At 67.1% G+C, this 19,284-nt stretch carries 16 protein-coding genes; 12 read left to right on the forward strand and 4 right to left on the reverse strand.

What is annotated here, in order from left to right:
- Window positions 1-215: 215 nt before the first annotated feature.
- From GBB76_RS08850 to frc (GBB76_RS08870), 5 genes are all read left to right on the forward strand, one after another.
- Window positions 216-941 carry a GntR family transcriptional regulator gene (locus GBB76_RS08850; protein ID WP_152302972.1) on the forward strand — a complete coding sequence of 242 codons (726 nt, stop codon included), beginning with the start codon at window positions 216-218 and terminating at the stop codon, window positions 939-941.
- Window positions 942-984: 43 nt separating this feature from the next.
- Window positions 985-2,724: an oxalyl-CoA decarboxylase gene (gene oxc, locus GBB76_RS08855; protein ID WP_152302973.1), complete on the forward strand. Its 1,740-nt coding sequence runs from the start codon at window positions 985-987 to the stop codon at window positions 2,722-2,724.
- Window positions 2,725-2,825: 101 nt separating this feature from the next.
- Complete coding sequence (frc, locus tag GBB76_RS08860) at window positions 2,826-4,103, forward strand: formyl-CoA transferase (protein ID WP_152302974.1); 1,278 nt, start codon at window positions 2,826-2,828, stop codon at window positions 4,101-4,103.
- A gap of 120 nt (window positions 4,104-4,223) precedes the next feature.
- Window positions 4,224-4,664, forward strand: a complete 441-nt coding sequence (locus GBB76_RS08865; RefSeq protein WP_152302975.1) for a PAS domain S-box protein — start codon at window positions 4,224-4,226, stop codon at window positions 4,662-4,664.
- A gap of 165 nt (window positions 4,665-4,829) precedes the next feature.
- Window positions 4,830-6,080: a formyl-CoA transferase gene (frc, locus tag GBB76_RS08870; protein WP_152302976.1), complete on the forward strand. Its 1,251-nt coding sequence runs from the start codon at window positions 4,830-4,832 to the stop codon at window positions 6,078-6,080.
- 398 nt (window positions 6,081-6,478) lie between these two features.
- Here the strand turns inward: frc (GBB76_RS08870) and GBB76_RS08875 are convergent, their stop codons facing one another.
- Window positions 6,479-7,300, reverse strand: coding sequence for an IclR family transcriptional regulator (locus GBB76_RS08875; RefSeq protein WP_152302977.1), 822 nt, complete (start codon window positions 7,298-7,300; stop codon window positions 6,479-6,481).
- A gap of 399 nt (window positions 7,301-7,699) precedes the next feature.
- Between GBB76_RS08875 and gcl the strand changes: the two genes are divergently transcribed.
- From gcl to sucD, 7 genes are all read left to right on the forward strand, one after another.
- Window positions 7,700-9,463, forward strand: coding sequence for a glyoxylate carboligase (gcl, locus tag GBB76_RS08880; RefSeq protein ID WP_152302978.1), 1,764 nt, complete (start codon window positions 7,700-7,702; stop codon window positions 9,461-9,463).
- Between the two features lie 189 nt (window positions 9,464-9,652).
- A complete protein-coding gene (hyi, locus tag GBB76_RS08885; RefSeq protein WP_152302979.1) occupies window positions 9,653-10,438 on the forward strand; it encodes a hydroxypyruvate isomerase in 786 nt (261 codons plus the stop codon).
- Window positions 10,439-10,485: 47 nt separating this feature from the next.
- Window positions 10,486-11,376 (forward strand): 2-hydroxy-3-oxopropionate reductase, encoded by an 891-nt coding sequence (locus tag GBB76_RS08890; RefSeq protein WP_152302980.1) that lies wholly within the window; start codon window positions 10,486-10,488, stop codon window positions 11,374-11,376.
- Window positions 11,377-11,746: 370 nt separating this feature from the next.
- Entirely contained in the window at window positions 11,747-12,724 is a 978-nt protein-coding gene (locus GBB76_RS08895; RefSeq protein ID WP_152302981.1) for a 2-dehydropantoate 2-reductase, read from the forward strand.
- 11 nt (window positions 12,725-12,735) lie between these two features.
- Complete coding sequence (locus GBB76_RS08900) at window positions 12,736-13,509, forward strand: fumarylacetoacetate hydrolase family protein (protein WP_152302982.1); 774 nt, start codon at window positions 12,736-12,738, stop codon at window positions 13,507-13,509.
- 100 nt (window positions 13,510-13,609) lie between these two features.
- On the forward strand, window positions 13,610-14,809 hold the full coding sequence (gene sucC, locus GBB76_RS08905) for an ADP-forming succinate--CoA ligase subunit beta (RefSeq protein ID WP_152302983.1): 1,200 nt from the start codon (window positions 13,610-13,612) through the stop codon (window positions 14,807-14,809).
- Window positions 14,809-15,705, forward strand: a complete 897-nt coding sequence (gene sucD / locus GBB76_RS08910; protein ID WP_152302984.1) for a succinate--CoA ligase subunit alpha — start codon at window positions 14,809-14,811, stop codon at window positions 15,703-15,705. Before sucC ends, sucD begins: the two co-directional genes overlap by 1 nt.
- Window positions 15,706-15,824: 119 nt before the next feature.
- Here the strand turns inward: sucD and GBB76_RS18930 are convergent, their stop codons facing one another.
- The 3 genes from GBB76_RS18930 to GBB76_RS08920 form a co-directional block, all read right to left on the reverse strand.
- A complete protein-coding gene (locus GBB76_RS18930; protein ID WP_256366654.1) occupies window positions 15,825-15,953 on the reverse strand; it encodes a hypothetical protein in 129 nt (42 codons plus the stop codon).
- A 521-nt stretch (window positions 15,954-16,474) separates the two neighbouring features.
- Entirely contained in the window at window positions 16,475-17,848 is a 1,374-nt protein-coding gene (locus GBB76_RS08915; protein WP_152302985.1) for a hypothetical protein, read from the reverse strand.
- Between the two features lie 34 nt (window positions 17,849-17,882).
- The gene (locus GBB76_RS08920) at window positions 17,883-19,175 is read right to left on the reverse strand and encodes an adenylosuccinate synthase (RefSeq protein WP_152302986.1); all 1,293 of its coding nucleotides are present in this window, start codon (window positions 19,173-19,175) and stop codon (window positions 17,883-17,885) included.
- Window positions 19,176-19,284: the final 109 nt, after the last annotated feature.

Genomic DNA, 19,284 nt, shown 5'->3' on the forward strand with positions numbered 1-19,284 from the left:
CCTCGCCACGCGCTTTCAGCCGTGGTATATTGCATACGCAAGCGTGGATGGAGCCGCGCGACGCAGGGTAAAGTCGGGCGAAAAAGACCCGTCAGGACAGGGAAAGAGGAGCGCCGTTCGTCCCCTCACTTGGGGGACAACCGAATTGACATGTTGGTATTTGGTATGCCACTTTTCCGGAAATCCCCGGCGGCCTTCCCGCAGAGGACGCTTCCGTGAGCAGCAAGGCAGTTCTGAGCAAGCGCTGGCAAAGCGGTGAGAATGGCTTGGCCATTGAACGCCTGCCGGCCAAGGAGAGCTTCAAGAGCAAGGCGTATGCCGCCCTCAAGGAAGCCATCACCAACATGAACATCTACGGCTCGTCCGAGCCGATGCTGCTCGACGAGCGGGACATTTCGGAGCGTCTCGGCGCGAGCCGGACGCCCATCCGCGAGGCGGTCGCGATGCTGGAGCAGGAAGGCCTGCTCCGCGCCGTGCCCCGGCGGGGCATAATGGTGGTTCGCCGTTCCAAGCCCGAGATCATCGAGATGATCGAGGCCTGGGCGGCACTCGAAAGCATGGCGGCCCGCCTCGTGACGCAGCGCGCGAGCGACGAGGCGATCGCCGAGCTGAGGACTTTGTTCAAGGAGTTCGATCTGTCCAGGATCGAGCGCGACCGGTGCGACGAATATTCGTCCGCGAATATCGCGTTTCACCAGGCGCTGATCCGGCTGAGCGGCTCCAAGCTGCTCGTCGCGATGACGGAAAACCTGTTCTTCCATGTACGGGCCATCCGCCACCGCACCATCTTCGAACTGGACCGTGCGCAGCGTTCGGCGTCGGACCATTTGGAGATCATAATCGCTCTCGAGGCGCGGGACGCGGACCGCGCCGAGCGTCTGGTACGAGACCATACGCTCCGGCTCGCACGGCATGTCGAGAGTCACGTAGACCTAGATTAGGGCGGCAAGAACCCGCCGAAGGACGTTTGGGAGGGAATACGGGATGTCCGCAGTCGCACAGGTTATTGACGTGAATGCCGCCAACGAGGCCGAACAGGACCTCACCGACGGCTTCCACCTGGTCATCGATGCGCTCAAGCTCAACGGTATCGATACCATCTACGGCGTGCCCGGGATTCCGATCACGGATCTGGGCCGCATGGCGCAGGCCGAGGGCATTCGTGTCATCTCGTTCCGCCACGAGCAGAACGCCGGCAACGCCGCCGCCATCGCCGGCTTCCTGACCAAGAAGCCGGGCATCTGCCTCACCGTTTCGGCGCCGGGCTTCCTCAACGGCCTGACCGCGCTCGCCAACGCGACCACCAACTGCTTCCCCATGATCCTCATCTCGGGCTCTTCGGAGCGCGAGATCGTCGACCTGCAGCAAGGCGACTACGAGGAGATGGACCAGCTCGCCATCGCCAAGCCGCTCTGCAAGGCGGCTTTCCGCGTGCTGCACGCCGCCGACATCGGCATCGGCGTCGCCCGCGCGATCCGCGCGGCAGTCTCCGGCCGTCCGGGCGGCGTCTATCTCGACCTGCCGGCCAAGCTGTTCTCGCAGGTGATGGACGCCAAGGCCGGCGAGCAGTCGCTGGTCAAGGTGATCGACGCCGCTCCCGATCAGCTCCCCTCCCCGGCCGCCGTCAAGCGCGCCATCGAGGTGCTGAAATCGGCCAAGAAGCCGCTGATCATCCTCGGCAAGGGCGCCGCCTACTCGCAGGCGGACGAGGAGCTGCGCTCCTTCATCGAGACCACCGGCATTCCGTTCCTGCCGATGTCGATGGCCAAGGGCATCCTGCCCGACACCCACCCGCTCTCGGCCGGCGCGGCGCGCTCGACCGTGCTGAAGGATTCGGATGTCGTTCTGCTCGTCGGCGCGCGCCTCAACTGGCTGCTGTCGCACGGCAAGGGCAAGACCTGGGGCGACGCTCCGAAGAAGTTCATCCAGATCGACATCGAGCCCAAGGAAATGGACTCCAACGTCGAGATCGTGGCGCCGCTGGTCGGTGACATCGGCTCGGTGGTGTCCGCCCTGCTCGACGAGGTCAAGTCCGGCTGGCAGGCGCCCTCCGCGGAGTGGATCAACGCGATCAACTCCCGCAAGGAAGCCAACATCGCCAAGATGGGTCAGCGTCTGCTGAAGAACTCGACCCCGATGGACTTCCACTCGGCGCTCGGCGCGCTGAAGCAGGTCATCAAGGACCACCCCGACGCGATCCTGGTCAATGAGGGCGCCAACACCCTCGACCTCGCCCGCGGCATCATCGACATGTACGAGCCGCGCAAGCGCCTCGACGTCGGCACCTGGGGCGTGATGGGCATCGGCATGGGCTTCGCCGTCGGCGCGGCGGTCGAGACCGGCAAGCCGGTCCTGGCCGTGGAAGGCGACAGCGCCTTCGGCTTCTCCGGCATGGAGGTGGAGACGATCTGCCGCTACAACCTGCCGGTCACCATCGTCGTCTTCAACAATAACGGCATCTATCGCGGCGTCGACGTCGACCCGACCGGCCGCGATCCCGCCACCACCGTCTTCGTGCCGGACTCCCGCTACGACAAGATGATGGAAGCCTTCGGCGGCGTCGGCTACCACGTTACCACCCCCGACGAGCTGAAGAAGGCCGTCGAGGAAGGCATGCGCAGCGGCAAGCCGACCCTGGTCAACGCGGCCATCGATCCGGCGGCCGGCAGCGAGAGCGGCAACATCGGCAGCCTCAACCCGCAGAGCGTCGTGAAGAAGAAGTAAGTCGAGCCGAGACGGGCGGGGCCCCCACCCCGCCCGTCTCAATCCGTGTCAACGAACATAACGGCGTAAAAACGCCGAACAAAATTCTCGAGAGGAACCCCATGGGCAAGGCTTTGGACGGCGTTCGCGTCCTCGATTTCACCCATGTTCAGTCCGGCCCCACTTGCACGCAGCTTCTGGCGTGGTTCGGTGCCGATGTGATCAAGGTAGAGCGTCCCGGCGAGGGCGACGTTACACGCGCGCAGCTGCGCGACGTGCCCAACGCCGACAGCCTCTACTTCACCATGCTGAACTCCAACAAGCGCTCCATCACGCTCGACACCAAGAACCCGGAGGGCAAGAAGGTCCTCGAGGATCTGGTGAAGATCTGCGACGTCATGGTCGAGAACTTCGCCCCGGGCGCGCTGGACCGCATGGGCTTCACCTGGGAGCGCATCCAGGAACTGAACCCGCGCATCATCCTCGCCTCGGTGAAGGGCTTCGGCCCCGGCCCGTTCGAGGACTGCAAGGTCTATGAGAACGTCGCCCAGTGCACCGGCGGCTCGGCCTCGACCACGGGCTTCCGCGACGGCCTTCCTCTCGTCACCGCCGCCCAGATCGGCGATTCCGGCACCGGCCTGCACCTCGCGCTCGGCATCGTCACGGCGCTCTACCAGCGCACGCTGACCGGCCGCGGCCAGAAGGTGCTCTGCGCCATGCAGGACGCCGTGCTGAACTTCTGCCGCGTCAAGATGCGCGACCAGCAGCGCCTCGATCGCGGCCCGCTGCGCGAATACAGCCAGTTCGGCGAGGGCTTCCCCTTCGGCGACTCGGTGCCCCGCGCCGGCAATGATTCCGGTGGCGGCCAGCCGGGCCGCATCCTGAAGTGCAAGGGCTGGGAGACCGATCCCAACGCCTACATCTACTTCATCACCCAGGCTCCGGTCTGGGGGAAGATCTGCGACGTGATCGGCGAGCCCGAGTGGAAGACCGATCCCAACTACGCGACGCCGGCCGCGCGCCTGCCGCACCTCAACGAGATCTTCCACCGCATCGAGGCGTGGACCATGGCCCACACCAAGTTCGAGGCGATGGAGATTCTCAACAAGGTCGACATCCCCTGCGGCCCGGTGCTGTCGATGAAGGAGATCGCCGAGGACCAGTCGCTCTACGCGACCGGCACCCTGGTGGAACTGGATCACCCCACGCGCGGCAAGTACCTGACCGTGGGCAATCCCATCAAGCTCTCCGACAACGACGTCGAGATCGAGCGCTCGCCCCTGCTTGGCGAGCACACCGACGAGATCCTCGCCGAGGTTCTCCGGCTCGGCGGCGACGAGATCGAGCGCATCAAGGCTTCCGGCGCCGTCGGCGAGCCGGTGCGCCTGGCGGCCGAGTGACGGCCGGCTAAAGGCATCGCCGCCGCGGCGGCGCGAAGGGTTCACGGCCGCCACCCCGGTGTCGGCCGTGCGTGGTGGAAAGCCTCCCGGCGGCGGGAGCGCTTGAACTGGCGTGAGGCCATGCAAAGCACGGTCGACTGCAACCAGCTCGTGGCGGCCATTGGCGAGGCTGTCGTCGTCTCGGACGCGCGGGGCCTCATTACGCTGTGGAATGCGGCGGCCGAACACATGTTCGGCTTCGCCGAGGAAGAGGCCCTTGGCCAGTCGCTCGACCTGATCATCCCGGAACGCCAGCGCAAGCGGCACTGGGACGGCTATGACGAGACGATGCGGACGGGGCAGACGAAATACGGCACGCAGCTCCTGCGCGTGCCGGCGCTGCACAAGGACGGGCGGACGCTGTCGATCGCGTTCACGGTCGCCCTCCTGAAGGACGAAGCGGGCACCGCGCGGGAGATCGTCGCGGTGATCCGGGACGAAACGGTTCGCTGGGCGGAGGAGCGCGATCTGCGCCGACGTCTGGCGGAGTGTGAGGCCAGGGTGGACGAAAAGAAGTCGTGAAGCTTTCCGAAGTCGATCACCACCTGGGAGTTGCTCACGTTCCCCGCCGGGGAATGGGGCATGGGGAGAAGTAAGGCTGTCCATCCAAGAGGGATGGCAGTTCTCTTTCCGGCGGCAGGGTGAGCCTCCGTCGGGATGTCAACGCTGATAAGGAAACCGACCGAGATGTCTAAGCCGCTCGAAGGTATTAAGATCATCGACTTCACGCACGTCCAGGCGGGTCCCGCCTGCACGCAGCTCCTCGCCTGGTTCGGCGCCGACGTGATCAAGGTCGAGCGCCCCGGCGCGGGCGACGTCACGCGCTCCCAGCTGCGCCACGTGAAGGACGCGGACGCCCTTTACTTCACCATGCTGAACTCCAACAAGCGTTCGCTCACGCTCGACACGAAGACGGCCCAGGGCAAGGAAGTCCTGACGAAGCTGATCAAGGAGTCGGACGTCATGGTCGAGAATTTCGGCCCCGGCGCTCTCGACCGCATGGGCTTCACCTGGGAGCACATCCAGGAGCTCAACCCGGGCATGATCCTCGCCTCGGTGAAGGGCTTCTCGGAAGGCCACGCCTATGAGGACCTGAAGGTCTACGAGAACGTCGCGCAGTGCGCCGGCGGCGCCGCCTCCACCACCGGCTTCTGGGACGGTCCCCCGACCGTGTCGGCCGCCGCGCTCGGCGACTCCAACACCGGCATGCACCTCGCCATCGGCATCCTCACCGCGCTGCACCAGAAGGTGAAGACCGGCAAGGGCCAGAAGGTCGCCGTGTCGATGCAGGATTCGGTGCTCAACCTCTGCCGCGTCAAGCTGCGCGACCAGCAGCGCCTCGATGCGCTGGGCTATCTCGAAGAGTACCCCCAGTACCCGCACGGCGAGTTCTCGGACGTGGTGCCGCGCGGCGGCAATGCGGGCGGCGGCGGCCAGCCGGGCTGGGTGCTGAAGTGCAAGGGCTGGGAGACCGACCCGAACGCCTACATCTACTTCACCATCCAGGGCCATGCCTGGGCGCCGATCTGCAAGGCGCTGGGCAAGCCGGAGTGGATCGACGACCCGGCCTACAACACCGCCGAGGCCCGTCAGGACAAGATCTTCGACATCTTCGCCTTCATCGAGTCCTGGCTCGCCGACAAGACGAAGTTCGAGGCCATCGACATCCTGCGCAAGTTCGACATCCCCTGCGCCCCGGTGCTGTCGATGAAGGAAATCGCCAACGACCCGTCGCTGCGCAAGAGCGGCACCGTGGTCGAGGTCGATCACCCCAAGCTCGGCAAGTACCTGACCGTCGGCTCGCCGATCAAGTTCTCGGACGTGACCGTCGAGATCACCGCCTCGCCGCTGCTCGGCCAGCACACCAACGAAGTGCTCGCCGACCTCGGCTACTCGCAGGAAGAAATCTCGGCCCTGCACGACGCCAAGGCGGTCTGATCGCAGGACCCATGGGGCGGCGCCCGCGCCGCCCCGCAGCCTCCCCGGAAGCGGGGACGCCCACCGATCGGCTCCCCGGCCCGACCCCGCGCCTTGCGCGGCGGGCCGGACGAGCCCCTGAGCCTCCCGGAGCGGAACGAAGGGTATCCCAACGTTCGGTTCCTCCTAGGCGACTGGCGCCGGCGCCCCGGAGAGCGGGACGCCGGCAATTTTTTGTCTGAAATCCGGTCCGCGCGATTCACGACGTCATCCCGGAAGGACCGTCAGGTCCTGTCCGCGATCGCGTGATGGTAGAGTGACCTTATTCTGCGCGCGATCCCGGCTCGGCGCTCCGCTTGACCGGGATGGCGGCCATGGGGACGCAAAGATAGCGTCCGGGGTGGCGAAGAGGCGCCGCCTCAGCGCCCGGAATACTGCGTCGTCAGGCGCCGCGCCGCCTCGCGCACCCGCGCGCCGAGATCGACGATCCGCTCGGGCGGCATGCGCACGGTCGGCGCCGAAATCGAGATCGCCCCTACCGGCTCGCGCCATTCGTCGAGCACCGCCGCCGCCACGCAGCGCATGCCGGGCGTATGCTCCTCGTCGTCGATGGAATAGCCGCGCTCGGCGATCTGGGCGAGATCGGCCTGCAGCGCGCGCCGGCTGACATGGGTGTGCTCGGTGAAGCGCTGGAGTTGGTCGCCGCCGAGCCAGGCGCGCCGCGCCTCCGGGTTCATCCCCGCCAGGATCGCCTTGCCACCGCCCGAGGCGTGGATCGGCAGGTCGCCGCCGATGCGGAAGAAGGCGCGCACCGCGGCGTGGCTTTCCACCTGCGCCACGCAGATCAGGTGCGGCCCCTCGATCAGCGAGAGGTTCACCGTCTCGTTGACCCCGTGCGAAAGCTCGCGCAGCAGCGAGCGGGCGATCTCGGGCAGCTTGCGGATGCGCAGATAGGCCGAGCCGACACGGAACAGGCCGATGCCGACCATCCACTGGCCGGTGGCGGCGTCGTGGCCGACAAGGCCGCGCCGCTCCAGCGTGGTCAGCAGGCGGTGCACGGTCGAGGTCGGCAGTTCGGCGGCGCGCGCCACCTCGCTCAGCGTCAGCCCGTCGGACAGCGCCAGCACCTCCAGCAGGGCGATGGCGCGGTCGAGCGACTGCACCTCGCCGCCGCCCTCGGTGCCGGTGGCGGAGGAAGGGCGGCCGCGGCGGCGCACGATCGACGGGACGGCCTGGTTCATCCGCAAAACACCTCCGAAGTCGGCGCCGGAACACCGGGTTCCGCGCCCGCGCGGCGGGCGCTGCCATGGCGATCCGATGTTATGCCATCGCCCGGTCGCGCGCCTCTCCTAGCATAAAGGCGCATTCGCCGCTTTTTCGCAAACCAGAAATATATCCCATATTGCGGAAATGCGGGTGACGTGGCATGTTTTCCGCGATTTCGGAAATTCATCCCGCACTGCGGGAAGAATGATGCCGCTCCGCAGCATGGCGCCGGGCTCGTGAAGCCTTGGCGCCGCCGGCGCGGACGGCCGCCGGAACCGGAGATTTTGAATCACGTTCGAAGGCCGGTGCCGGGCGCCGCCACCCTGTCTCCGCAGGGAGCGCCCCCGCCGGCGACGACGCCAGGAGGAAGTGCCATGGCCAAGATGCGTGCCGTCGATGCCGCGATCCGGATTCTCGCGAAGGAAGGTGTGACCACCGCCTTCGGCGTGCCCGGCGCCGCGATCAATCCGCTCTATTCCGCGATGCGCGCCTTCGGGCAGACGCGTCACGTCCTCGCCCGCCACGTCGAGGCCGCCTCGCACATGGCGGAAGGCTACACCCGCGCCAAGGCCGGCAATATCGGCGTGTGCATCGGCACCTCCGGCCCGGCCGGCACCGACATGATCACCGGCCTGTATTCGGCGTCCGCCGATTCGATCCCGATCCTGTGCATCACCGGACAGGCCCCGCGCGCGCGGCTCTACAAGGAAGACTTCCAGGCCGTCGACATCGAGTCGATCGCCAAGCCGGTCGCCAAGTGGGCGGTTCTGGTGCGCGAGCCGGCGCTGGTGCCGATGGTGTTCCAGCAGGCCTTCCACGTCATGCGCTCGGGCCGCCCCGGCCCGGTGCTGATCGACCTGCCGATCGACGTGCAGCTCGCCGAGATCGAGTTCGACGAGGACACCTACTCGCCGCTCGAAGTCTACAAGCCCAAGGCCACGCGCAAGCAGGCCGAGAAGGCGATCGCCATGCTGAACGAGGCCGAGCGCCCGCTCATCGTCTCGGGCGGCGGCATCATCAACGCCGACGCCTCCGACAAGCTGGTCGAGTTCGCCGAGCTGACCGGCGTGCCGGTCATCCCGACCCTGATGGGCTGGGGCACCATTCCCGACGATCACGACCTGATGGCCGGCATGTGCGGCCTGCAGACCTCGCACCGCTACGGCAATGCGAACATGCTGGCCTCGGACTTCGTGTTCGGCATCGGCAATCGTTGGGCGAACCGCCACACCGGCTCGGTCGAGGTCTACACCAAGGGCCGCAAGTTCATCCATGTCGACATCGAGCCGACCCAGATCGGCCGCGTCTTCGGTCCCGATCTCGGCATCGTCTCCGATGCCGGCGCCGCGCTCGACCTCTTCCTCGAGGTGGCAAAGGAATACAAGGCCGCCGGCAAGCTCAAGGACCGCTCAGCCTGGGCAGCGGAGTGCCTCGGCCGCAAGAAGACCATGCTGCGCAAGACCCATTTCGACAACGTGCCGCTCAAGCCGCAGCGCGTCTATGAAGAGATGAACGAGGCCTTCGGCCGCGACACCCGCTACGTCTCGACCATCGGCCTCAGCCAGATCGCCGGCGCGCAGATGCTGCACGTCTACAAGCCCCGCAACTGGATCAATTGCGGTCAGGCCGGCCCGCTCGGCTGGACCCTGCCGGCGGCGCTCGGCGTGCGCGCGGCGGACCCGGACGCGGAGATCGTGGCGCTCTCGGGCGACTACGACTTCCAGTTCCTCATCGAGGAGTTGGCCGTCGGCGCCCAGCACAAGCTGCCCTACATCCATGTCGTCGTGAACAACTCCTATCTCGGCCTGATCCGTCAGGCGCAGCGCGGCTTCAACATGGACTTCGAAGTCTCGCTGGCCTTCGACAACATCAATGCCGAGGAGAATGCCGGCTACGGTGTCGACCACGTGGCGGTCGCTGAGGGCCTCGGCTGCAAGGCGGTGCGCGTCTCCTCGCCGAACGAGTTCAAGGACGCCTTCGTCAAGGCCAAGGCCCTGATGAAGGAGCACCAGGTTCCGGTCGTGATGGAGTTCATCCTCGAGCGGGTGACCAACATTGCCATGGGCACCGAGATCGACGCGGTGAACGAGTTCGAGGAAGTCCTCGACCTTCCGCTGGAAGGCACGCCGGCCGAGTGATCGCACGGGACGCCGGCCCTCACGGGTTCGGCGTCCCGGCCTTTCGGGCGGGCGCTTCGCGCTTTCGCCCGGCGCGCTTTCATGACATCGACGACAAGGTGCGCCATACCGTCGGAGCCCGCGCCGCAGGGCGTGCCCCCGGCGCACGAGAAACCTTTAACGGCCCAGATAGCTGCCCAGGAGCGGTCCATGCCCCGTTTTGCCGCCAATCTCACCATGCTGTTCAATGAGGTGCCCTTCCTCGACCGGTTCGAGAAGGCCGCCGCCGCCGGCTTCGCCGGTGTGGAATACCTCTTCCCCTACGACTTCCCGGTCGAGGAACTGGTTGCGCGCCTCAAGGCCAACGGCCTTACCCAGGTGCTGCACAACCTCCCCGCCGGCAATTGGGGCGGCGGCGAGCGCGGCATCGCCATCCTGCCGGACCGCGTGGAGGAATTCCGCGCCGGCGTCGACAAGGCGATCACCTACGCCACCGCGCTCGGCTGCCCGCAGGTCAACATCCTCGCCGGCATCGCCCCTGCGGGCGTTGCGCGCGAGGAACTGCACAAGACCTTCATCGAGAACCTGAAATACGCCGCCCCGCGCATCAAGGATGCCGGCCTCAAGCTGCTGATCGAGCCGATCAACACGCGCGACATCCCGGGCTTCTTCCTGAACTACACGAAGCAGGCCAAGGCGATCATCGAGGAAGTCGGCTCCGACAACCTCTTCATCCAGTACGACATCTACCACATGCAGATCATGGAGGGCGATCTCGCCCGCACCATCGAGGCGAACCTGCCCCAGATCGCGCATGTCCAGCTCGCCGACAATCCCGGCCGCAACGAGCCCGGCACCGGCGAGATCAACTACGAGTTCCTGTTCCGCTACCTCGACTCCATCGGCTACGCCGGCTGGGTCGGGTGCGAGTACAAGCCCAAGGGCGACACGGCAGCCGGTCTCGGCTGGATCAAGGCGCTCACCGGCGCGGCGTGATGCCGCGGCCACCAAGAAACGACATCTAGGAAAACGAGGACAAGACGATGGCGAAGGTTGGATTTGTCGGTCTCGGCATCATGGGCGCCCCCATGGCCGGGCACCTCATCGACGCGGGCCACACGCTGTATCTGTACGACGTGAAGCCGATCTCGGCCGAGCTGACGGGCAAGGGCGGCATCGCCTGCGCCAGCGGCACGGAAGTGGCGAAGAACGCCGACATCATCATCACCATGGTGCCGGACACCCCGCATGTGAACGCCGCCCTGTTCGGCGAGAACGGCATCGCCGCCGGCCTCAGCGCGGGCAAGATCGTCGTCGACATGAGCTCGATCGCCCCGGTCGAGACCAAGGAATTCGCCAAGAAGATCAACGATCTCGGCTGCGACTACCTTGACGCCCCGGTCTCCGGCGGCGAGGTCGGCGCCAAGGCTGCCTCGCTCACCATCATGGTCGGCGGCCCCGAGAAGGCCTTCGAGACGGTGAAGCCGCTCTTCGAGAAGATGGGCAAGAACATCACCCTCGTCGGCGGCAATGGCGACGGCCAGACCACCAAGGTCGCGAACCAGATCATCGTCGCGCTCAACATCCTCGCCGTCGGCGAGGCGCTGCTGTTCGCCTCCAAGGCCGGTGCGGACCCGGCCAAGGTGCGCCAGGCGCTGATGGGCGGCTTCGCCAATTCGCGCATCCTGGAAGTCCATGGCGAGCGCATGATCAACCGTACCTTCAACCCGGGCTTCCGCATCGAGCTGCACCAGAAGGACCTCAACCTGGCCCTGAACGGCGCCCGCCAGATGCAGATGTCGCTGCCCTCGACCGCCCTCGCCCAGCAGCTCTTCTCGGCCTGCGCGGCCAATGGCGGCTCGGCCTGGGATCATTCGGCCATGGTCAAGGCTCTGGAACTGCTGGCGAATCACACCGTCGCCCCGGATGCCTGAATTCGTTTGAATTCATAATTCAGAACGACCTTCGGGGGCGCCATGCGCCCCCGAACTGTTTCTGGACAATTAAGTAAGCAATGCTGCCCCGGTAGTGGAACCCCGCTGCCGGGGCAGTCTTTTGCGCTGTCCCGCAGACAATTGTTCTGTCCTATACACCGTGGACAAGCCGGCATTTGGCGAAGTAATCTATCGGACACGTCGCAAACACGCCCCGCGGGCACTGCGAAGCGGCAAAACATGCGCGACGTTTTATCACGCCCGTGCCTTCGCTCTTGACTAGGGCCGCACTGTCCCTAATCATGGCATACAAAATACCAAACAAGGTCCGGGCACCGCGGGGGTTAGCCTGGACGCAGGAGGGAGTCCCATGAAGGTCTGCATCTATGGTGCCGGCGCGATCGGCGGTTATGTCGGCGTTCAGCTCAAGCGGGCGGGCGTCGACGTGAGCCTCGTTGCCCGTGGCGCCCATCTCGAGGCTATGAAGCAGAACGGCCTCAAGCTGCTCATCGACGGCGAGGAGCGGGTCGAGCACATTCCCTGCTCCGACAACCCGGCCGATCTCGGCCCGCAGGATTACGTCATCGTCGCGCTGAAGGGCCATTCGGTGCCGGGCGTCGTCGACGCCATGCAGCCGCTGCTCGGCAACGACACCGCCGTCGTCACCGCCGTCAACGGCGTGCCCTACTGGTACTACTACAAGCACGGCGACCATCTGGAAGGCCGCACGCTGGAAAGCGTCGATCCGGGCGGCAAGCAGTGGACCGGCCTGCGCCCCGAGCGCGCCATCGGCTGCATCGTCTACCCCGCGACCGAGGTGGTCGCGCCGGGCGTGATCCAGCACGTCTATGGCGACAAGTTCCCGCTCGGCGAGCCCTCGGGCGAGATCACCGATCGCGTGACCAAGCTGTCGGAAGCCTTCGCGGCCGGCGGCCTGCGCGCCCCGGTGCTGCCGAACATCCGCGACGAGCTGTGGCTGAAGCTGTGGGGCAACCTCTGCTTCAACCCGATCAGCGCCCTCACCCACGCCACCCTCGACACCATCGCCTCCGATCCCGGCACCCGTGCGGTCGCCAAGGCGATGATGCTGGAGGCGCAGGAGATCGCGGTGCAGTCCGGCGTGAACTTCCGCGTCGGCGTCGAGCGCCGCATCGACGGCGCGGGCGCGGTGGGCGCCCACAAGACCTCGATGCTGCAGGACCTCGAGCGGTCGCGCGCCATGGAGATCGACCCGCTGGTGACGGTGGTGCAGGAAATGGGTCGCCTCGCCGGCATCCCGACCCCGACCATCGACATCGTGCTCGCCCTGGTCCGCCAGCGCGCGCAGATCGCCGGCTGCTACAACTGAGCCGACGACACATGACAAACTGGGTTCGTTTCCAGCGCTCGGGCGCTGCCGGCTTCGGCACGCTCGAGGGCGACACCATCACCGTCCACACAGGCGACATGTTCGCCGGGGCCCAGCCGACCGGGGAGCGCATCGCGCTCTCCGAGGTCGCGCTGCTGACCCCGACCGAGCCAACCAAGATAATCGCCCTGTGGAACAACTTCCACGCCCTCGCCGCGAAGATCAATTCGCCGGTGCCGGCCGATCCGCTGTACCTGCTCAAGGCCGGCTCCTGCCTCACCACGCCCGGCGCCACCGTGCACCGCCCGCCGTCCTATGACGGCAAGGTGGTCTATGAGGGCGAGCTGGGAATCGTCATCGGCAGGAAGGCGACCGGCGTTTCCGAAGAGGAAGCCGGCGACTACATCTTCGGCTACACCTGCGTGAACGACATCACGGCGGCGGACATCATCAACAAGGATGCCACCTTCGCGCAGTGGGTGCGGGCCAAGAGCTTCGACGGCTTCGGCCCGTTCGGCCCCGTCGTGACGACCGGCCTCGATCCAGCCACGCTCGTCGTGCGCACCGTGCTCAACGGCGAGGAACGCCAGCGCTATCCCATCAGCGACATGGTGTTCTCGACCCGCCAGCTGGTCAGCCGCATCTCGCACGACATGACGCTCAATCCCGGCGACATCATCTGCTGCGGCACGTCGGTCGGCGTCGGCACGATGAAGGCCCCGACCAACACGGTGGAAATCGTGATCGAGGGCATCGGGACGCTCAGCAACACTTTCGTGCAGTAGCGTCATGGCGCGGTAGCGCCTATAGGGGAATAGGATACGCCAATCGACGGGAGAGCCGTGCGGGCTCTCCCGGCCGGCCGGTTGTGGAGGAGCCGAATTAATGAACATCCATGAATATCAGGCGAAGGGAGTGCTCCGCGAATACGGGGTCCCGGTGCCGAACGGCGTCGCGATCACCGACGCCAGCGAGGCCGATGCGGCCGCCGCGAAGGTCGCCGGCCCGGTGTGGGTGGTGAAGAGCCAGATCCATGCCGGCGGGCGTGGCAAGGGCAAGTTCAAGGAGCCGGAAGCGGGCGAGAAGGGCGGCGTGCGCGTCGTCAAGTCCGCCGCCGATGCGGCCGCCAACGCCAAGCAGATTCTCGGCAAGACGCTGGTGACGATCCAGACCGGCCCCGCCGGCAAGCAGGTCAACCGCGTCTACATCGAGGAAGGCTCCGACATCGACAAGGAGTTCTACCTCTCGGCCCTCATCGACCGCGCCACCTCGCGCGTCTCCTTCGTGGTCTCCACCGAAGGCGGCATGGACATCGAGGAAGTCGCGCACTCCAGCCCTGAGAAGATCCTGACCTTCTCCGTCGACCCGGCCACCGGCGTGATGCCCCATCACGGGCGCACCGTGGCCAAGGCGCTGAACCTGTCCGGCGACCTCGCCAAGCAGGCAGGCAGCCTGGTCGACAAGCTCTACGCCGCCTTCGTCGGCAAGGACATGGCGATGCTCGAGGTGAACCCCCTCGTCGTCACCAAGGGCGGCGAGCTGAAGTGCCTCGACGCCAAGATCTCCTTCGATTCGAACTCGCTGTACCGCCACCCCGACGTGCTGGCGCTGCGCGACGAGACCGAGGAGGACGCCAAGGAGATCGAGGCGTCGAAGTATGACCTCGCCTATATCGCGCTCGACGGCAGCATCGGCTGCATGGTGAACGGCGCCGGCCTCGCCATGGCGACGCTGGACATCATCAAGCTCTACGGCGAAAGCCCGGCCAACTTCCTCGACGTCGGCGGCGGCGCCACGGAAGAGAAGGTGACGGCGGCGTTCAAGATCATCACCTCGGACCCGAGCGTGAAGGGCATCCTCGTCAACATCTTCGGCGGCATCATGAAGTGCGACGTCATCGCCCGCGGCGTGATCGCGGCGGTGAAGACGGTCGGCCTCACGGTCCCGCTGGTGGTGCGCTTGGAGGGCACCAATGTCGAGGAAGGCAAGACCATCATCCGTGAAAGCGGCCTGAACGTCATCCCGGCGGACGATCTCGACGATGCCGCCCAGAAGATCGTCAAGGCTGTGCAGGGAGCCGCCTGATGTCCATTCTCATCGACAAGAACACCAAGATCATCACCCAGGGCTTCACCGGCAAGAACGGCACCTTCCACTCCGAGCAGGCGCTGGCCTATGGCTCGCAGGTGGTCGGCGGCACCTCGCCGGGCAAGGGCGGCTCCACCCATCTCGGCCTGCCGGTGTTCGACACCGTCGCCGAGGCGCGCGACAGGACCGGCGCCGACGCCTCGGTCATCTATGTCCCGCCCCCGGGCGCGGCCGATGCCATCTGCGAGGCGATCGCGGCGGAAATCCCGCTCATCGTCTGCATCACCGAGGGCATCCCGGTGCTCGACATGGTGAAGGTGCGCCGCGCGCTCGACGCGTCCAAGTCGCGCCTGATCGGGCCGAACTGCCCCGGCGTGGTCACGGCGGGCGAGTCCAAGATCGGCATCATGCCCGCCAACATCTTCAAGAAGGGCAATGTCGGCATCGTCTCGCGCTCCGGCACGCTGACCTATGAGGCGGTGTTCCAGACCTCGCAGGAAGGCCTCGGCCAGACCACGGCCGTCGGCATCGGCGGCGATCCGGTCAAGGGCACCGAGTTCATCGACATGCTGGAGATGTTCCTGGCCGACGACGCCACCGAGTCGATCGTGATGATCGGCGAGATCGGCGGCTCGGCCGAGGAAGAAGCGGCCCAGTTCCTCAAGGACGAGGCCAAGCGCGGGCGCAAGAAGCCGATGGTGGGCTTCATCGCCGGCCGCACCGCTCCTCCCGGCCGCCGCATGGGCCATGCCGGCGCCATCATCTCGGGCGGCAAGGGCGGCGCCGAGGACAAGATCGCGGCGATGGAAGAGGCCGGCATCGTGGTCTCGCCCTCGCCGGCGCGCCTCGGCAAGACGCTGGTCGACGTGCTCAACAAGCGCGTCGCGGCTTGATCGGGCAACTGCGGCGTCCGCCCGCCGGACGCCGCGCCCCGAACGTGCACGCCTTCTGACTGCGCAAGTCTTCTGAATGCGAAAGCCCCGCACCGGCAACGGTGCGGGGCTTTTTCGTTCTAGCGCGCGTAGCACTCCGGCGGCAGCGCCGCCGTTTCCTCATCGCCCAGCGTCTCGACGATCAGGATCGTCATCCACGCATGGCAGACGATGAGCACCGGCAGCAGGGGGAACACCGACTGGAACATGGAGGCTCTCCGATCAACCTTTGCTGCATTGCAGCGTAAGGAGTCTATCGGGTATTTGGTATACCTAATGCCAGAACGCACGCCTGCGTCCCGCGCATGGCTGGTTGGGGCTCTGCTCCACCGCTCGAGGGCACGCCTGGCGGGACGGAATCGAGGTCCGGGACATGACCTTCCCGGCCACCTCTGTCGGCTGACGCAGCGGCGCGAAAGCCTCGCACCCATTTCCGGTGACGCTCCGGGCGGCGCGGCTTTCGCGTCCCGCGTCGCGACGCGGGCAATCCCAGCCGCCAAGACGGATCGACGCACCCGATCGACGCGACCGGACGTCGCGCGGAACGAACCCGCGCCGCGAACATCGCGGAAACCCCGGTGGTCCGGGCGCTCATAATCGGTGAAGTGAATATCAGGGGGCCGGGCCAGATCGCCCTACCCGGCCTTCACCCGGGCACGGATCGATAGAACGATCCGATCAACCTGCCGCGTGCAACGCGCCGCCCGCTCAGGGCCGGCGCCGGGGCGGGTCAGTTGGCGCTCGGCTTGGGCGGCGGCTGCAGGCCCCACGCCGTGAAGGCCTGGCGGAACACCTGGTCGCCGGCCTCGCCCTTGTCGAGCACCAGAATGGCGCGGCGGCCATTCTCGAACACGATCGGCAGGTCAAGCCAGTTGCGGGTGATCAGGAAGCTGAGATTGCGCTGAACGTCGCTGTCCAGCGACGACAGGCCGATCAGGAAATAGCTCGGCGCCACGCGCACGGCGAGCCCGACCAGCGGCGCGCCCTGCGCCCCTTCCGAGGCCTTGGCCCGCATGCCCGGCACGCTCGACACATTGCCGAGGTCGAAATTGGGCGGCAGCTTGAACTGCACCTCGATGATGTGCGAGGCCGGCACGCTGGCGTCCTGGTTGCGCCGCAGGGTCAGCGTCACCGCGATATCGCGGGCGGGAATGGAGATGTCGGCGCGGATGCCGACATCCGGCGCCTGGCCGTTGCCGCCGGACGTGGTCTCGGTGCTCCACACCACCGTGCCGACATATTGCTGCAGGCCCTGTTCGCCGCCGCCCGGGCTCTCCTCGAACAGCACAGCGCGCTGGGCGACGCTGATGCTGCCGTCGGGCTGGGCATTGCCCGCGTTCGACGGCGCCGACTGGGCCGGCCGTGACGTATCGGGCGCCTGGGCGATGCGGTCGGTGGACTTCGGCGCGTCGGTCTTGACCGGGCGGGCGGGCGCCTGCGCCGTCTGCGGGGCCTGCGTCGACGAGGACGCGCCGCCGATCAGAGCGACGATGGTTTGGCGCTGGGTATAGCCGACCGCTGCCGCCGCGATCAGCAGCACCGCGAAGACGAGAAGGCCGACCAGCTTGCCGCGTCCGCCGGCGGGCCGGGCCGGCGCGTCGGCCGCGAGCGTTTCCTCGGCTTCGGCGTCGGAGCCTTCGGAGGCCGTCTCTTCCTCATAGGTGGCCGCCGTCTCGCGGGCGCGCACCAGCCGGGCCGCGTCGCTGCGCCAGTCATGCGCGCCGGCGGCGACCTGCGCCGGATCGAGACCGGCGGCGACCGCCTCGCTCTCGGTGGGGGCGAACTCGCCCGTCCGCGATGCCGGCTCGGGCGTGCGGGGCGCCTCGGGGGCACGGGGGGGCACGGGGGCAGCCGGAGGCGGCGCGGGCGGCGTTGCCATCTGCGACGGCAGCGGCGCGGCGAACTCGGCCTCGACCCGGATGATCGCATCCTCGAGCGACTGGCGCTCGCGCTGCACGTCCGGCTCCGCCAGCGGCGGATCGACCGCGCGCAACTGCGCCAGCAGCGCGCGGCGCGCCCGCTCATAGACGGCCTTGCGCGCCTCCCCGGTCTTCTCGGGAAGGCCGCCTATGGCGCGTGCGATCAGCGGGAAATAGTCGGCCATGGGGTGAGGTCAGTCGAATGGGGTCAGGGAAGTATCACGATTCGAATGGGTTCTGGACGAGGATCGTATCATCGCGCTCGGGGCTGGTGGACAGCAGCGCGACCGGGCAACCGATCAGTTCCTCGATGCGGCGCACATATTTCACCGCCTCGGCCGGCAGATCGGCCCAGGAGCGCGCCCCGGCGGTGGATTCGCTCCAGCCCTCGATGGTCTCGTAGATCGGCTCGACATGCGCCTGCGCGTCCTGGCCGGCGGGGAGATAGTCGATCTCCTTGTCGCCGAGCCGGTAGCGCGTGCACACTTTCAGCTCGTCGAAGCCGTCGAGCACGTCGAGCTTGGTCAGCGCGATGCCGTTGATGCCCGAGGTGCGCACGGTCTGGCGCACCAGCGTGGCATCGAACCAGCCGCAGCGGCGCGGGCGCCCGGTGACGGTGCCGAATTCGTGGCCGCGCTCGCCGATGCGGCGGCCGATCTCGTCGTGCAGCTCGGTCGGGAACGGGCCCTCGCCGACGCGGGTCGTATAGGCCTTGGTGATGCCGAGCACATAGCCCACCGCGCCCGGGCCGAGGCCGGAGCCGGTGGCCGCCTGCGCCGCGACCGTGTTGGACGAGGTGACGAAGGGATAGGTGCCGTGGTCGACGTCGAGCAGCGCGCCCTGCGCGCCCTCGAACAGGATCTTGGAGCCGTGCCGGCGCTCGTCGTCGAGCAGCGCCCAGACGCGGTCCATGAAGGGCAGCACCTTCGGCGCGATCTCCATCAGCTCGGCGCGCAGCTTGCCCGCGTCCACTTCCTCGATGCCGAGGCCGCGCCGCAGCGCGTTGTGATGCGCCAGAATGCGCTCGATCTTGGCGTCGAGCGTGTGCGGGAAGGCGAGGTCCATCAGGCGGATGGCGCGCCGGCCGACCTTGTCCTCATAGGCCGGCCCGATGCCGCGCTTGGTGGTGCCGATCTTGGTCCCGGCCGAGGCGTTCTCGCGGATGGCGTCGAGTTCGCGGTGCAGCGGCAGGATCAGCGCGACGTTCTCCGCCACGCGCAGGCGCTCGGGCGTCACCTCGATGCCCTGCGCGCGAATGCGGCCGATCTCGTCCACCAGCGCCCACGGGTCGAGCACCACGCCATTGCCGATCACCGACAGGCGCGCGCCGCGCACGAGGCCGGACGGCAGCAGCGAGAGCTTGTAGGTCGTGCTGCCGACCACCAGCGTATGGCCGGCATTGTGCCCGCCCTGGAAGCGGACGACGACGTCCGCCTGCTCGCTGAGCCAATCGACGATCTTGCCCTTACCCTCGTCGCCCCACTGGGAACCGACGACGACCACATTCGCCACGAGCCACGCTCCTGATTGCAGGACGGCGGCGCACCATCGGCCGCGCCTGCCGCACAGACAAAGCCCCGGCGAACAATCCGGCCGGGGCTGCATCGTCTTAAAGAATGAC

The organism is Ancylobacter sp. TS-1, assembly GCF_009223885.1.
Taxonomy (GTDB): domain Bacteria; phylum Pseudomonadota; class Alphaproteobacteria; order Rhizobiales; family Xanthobacteraceae; genus Ancylobacter.

What these genes read in the sequence shown, in the direction of transcription:
- oxc (WP_152302973.1), top strand. Translation starts at nt 985, where the DNA reads ATGTCCGCAGTCGCACAGGTTATTGACGTGAATGCCGCCAACGAGGCC.
- frc (WP_152302974.1), top strand. Translation starts at nt 2,826, where the DNA reads ATGGGCAAGGCTTTGGACGGCGTTCGCGTCCTCGATTTCACCCATGTT.
- GBB76_RS08865 (WP_152302975.1), top strand. Translation starts at nt 4,224, where the DNA reads ATGCAAAGCACGGTCGACTGCAACCAGCTCGTGGCGGCCATTGGCGAG.
- frc (WP_152302976.1), top strand. Translation starts at nt 4,830, where the DNA reads ATGTCTAAGCCGCTCGAAGGTATTAAGATCATCGACTTCACGCACGTC.
- GBB76_RS08875 (WP_152302977.1), bottom strand. Translation starts at nt 7,300, where the DNA reads ATGAACCAGGCCGTCCCGTCGATCGTGCGCCGCCGCGGCCGCCCTTCC.
- gcl (WP_152302978.1), top strand. Translation starts at nt 7,700, where the DNA reads ATGGCCAAGATGCGTGCCGTCGATGCCGCGATCCGGATTCTCGCGAAG.
- hyi (WP_152302979.1), top strand. Translation starts at nt 9,653, where the DNA reads ATGCCCCGTTTTGCCGCCAATCTCACCATGCTGTTCAATGAGGTGCCC.
- GBB76_RS08890 (WP_152302980.1), top strand. Translation starts at nt 10,486, where the DNA reads ATGGCGAAGGTTGGATTTGTCGGTCTCGGCATCATGGGCGCCCCCATG.
- GBB76_RS08895 (WP_152302981.1), top strand. Translation starts at nt 11,747, where the DNA reads ATGAAGGTCTGCATCTATGGTGCCGGCGCGATCGGCGGTTATGTCGGC.
- GBB76_RS08900 (WP_152302982.1), top strand. Translation starts at nt 12,736, where the DNA reads ATGACAAACTGGGTTCGTTTCCAGCGCTCGGGCGCTGCCGGCTTCGGC.
- sucC (WP_152302983.1), top strand. Translation starts at nt 13,610, where the DNA reads ATGAACATCCATGAATATCAGGCGAAGGGAGTGCTCCGCGAATACGGG.
- sucD (WP_152302984.1), top strand. Translation starts at nt 14,809, where the DNA reads ATGTCCATTCTCATCGACAAGAACACCAAGATCATCACCCAGGGCTTC.
- GBB76_RS18930 (WP_256366654.1), bottom strand. Translation starts at nt 15,953, where the DNA reads ATGTTCCAGTCGGTGTTCCCCCTGCTGCCGGTGCTCATCGTCTGCCAT.
- GBB76_RS08915 (WP_152302985.1), bottom strand. Translation starts at nt 17,848, where the DNA reads ATGGCCGACTATTTCCCGCTGATCGCACGCGCCATAGGCGGCCTTCCC.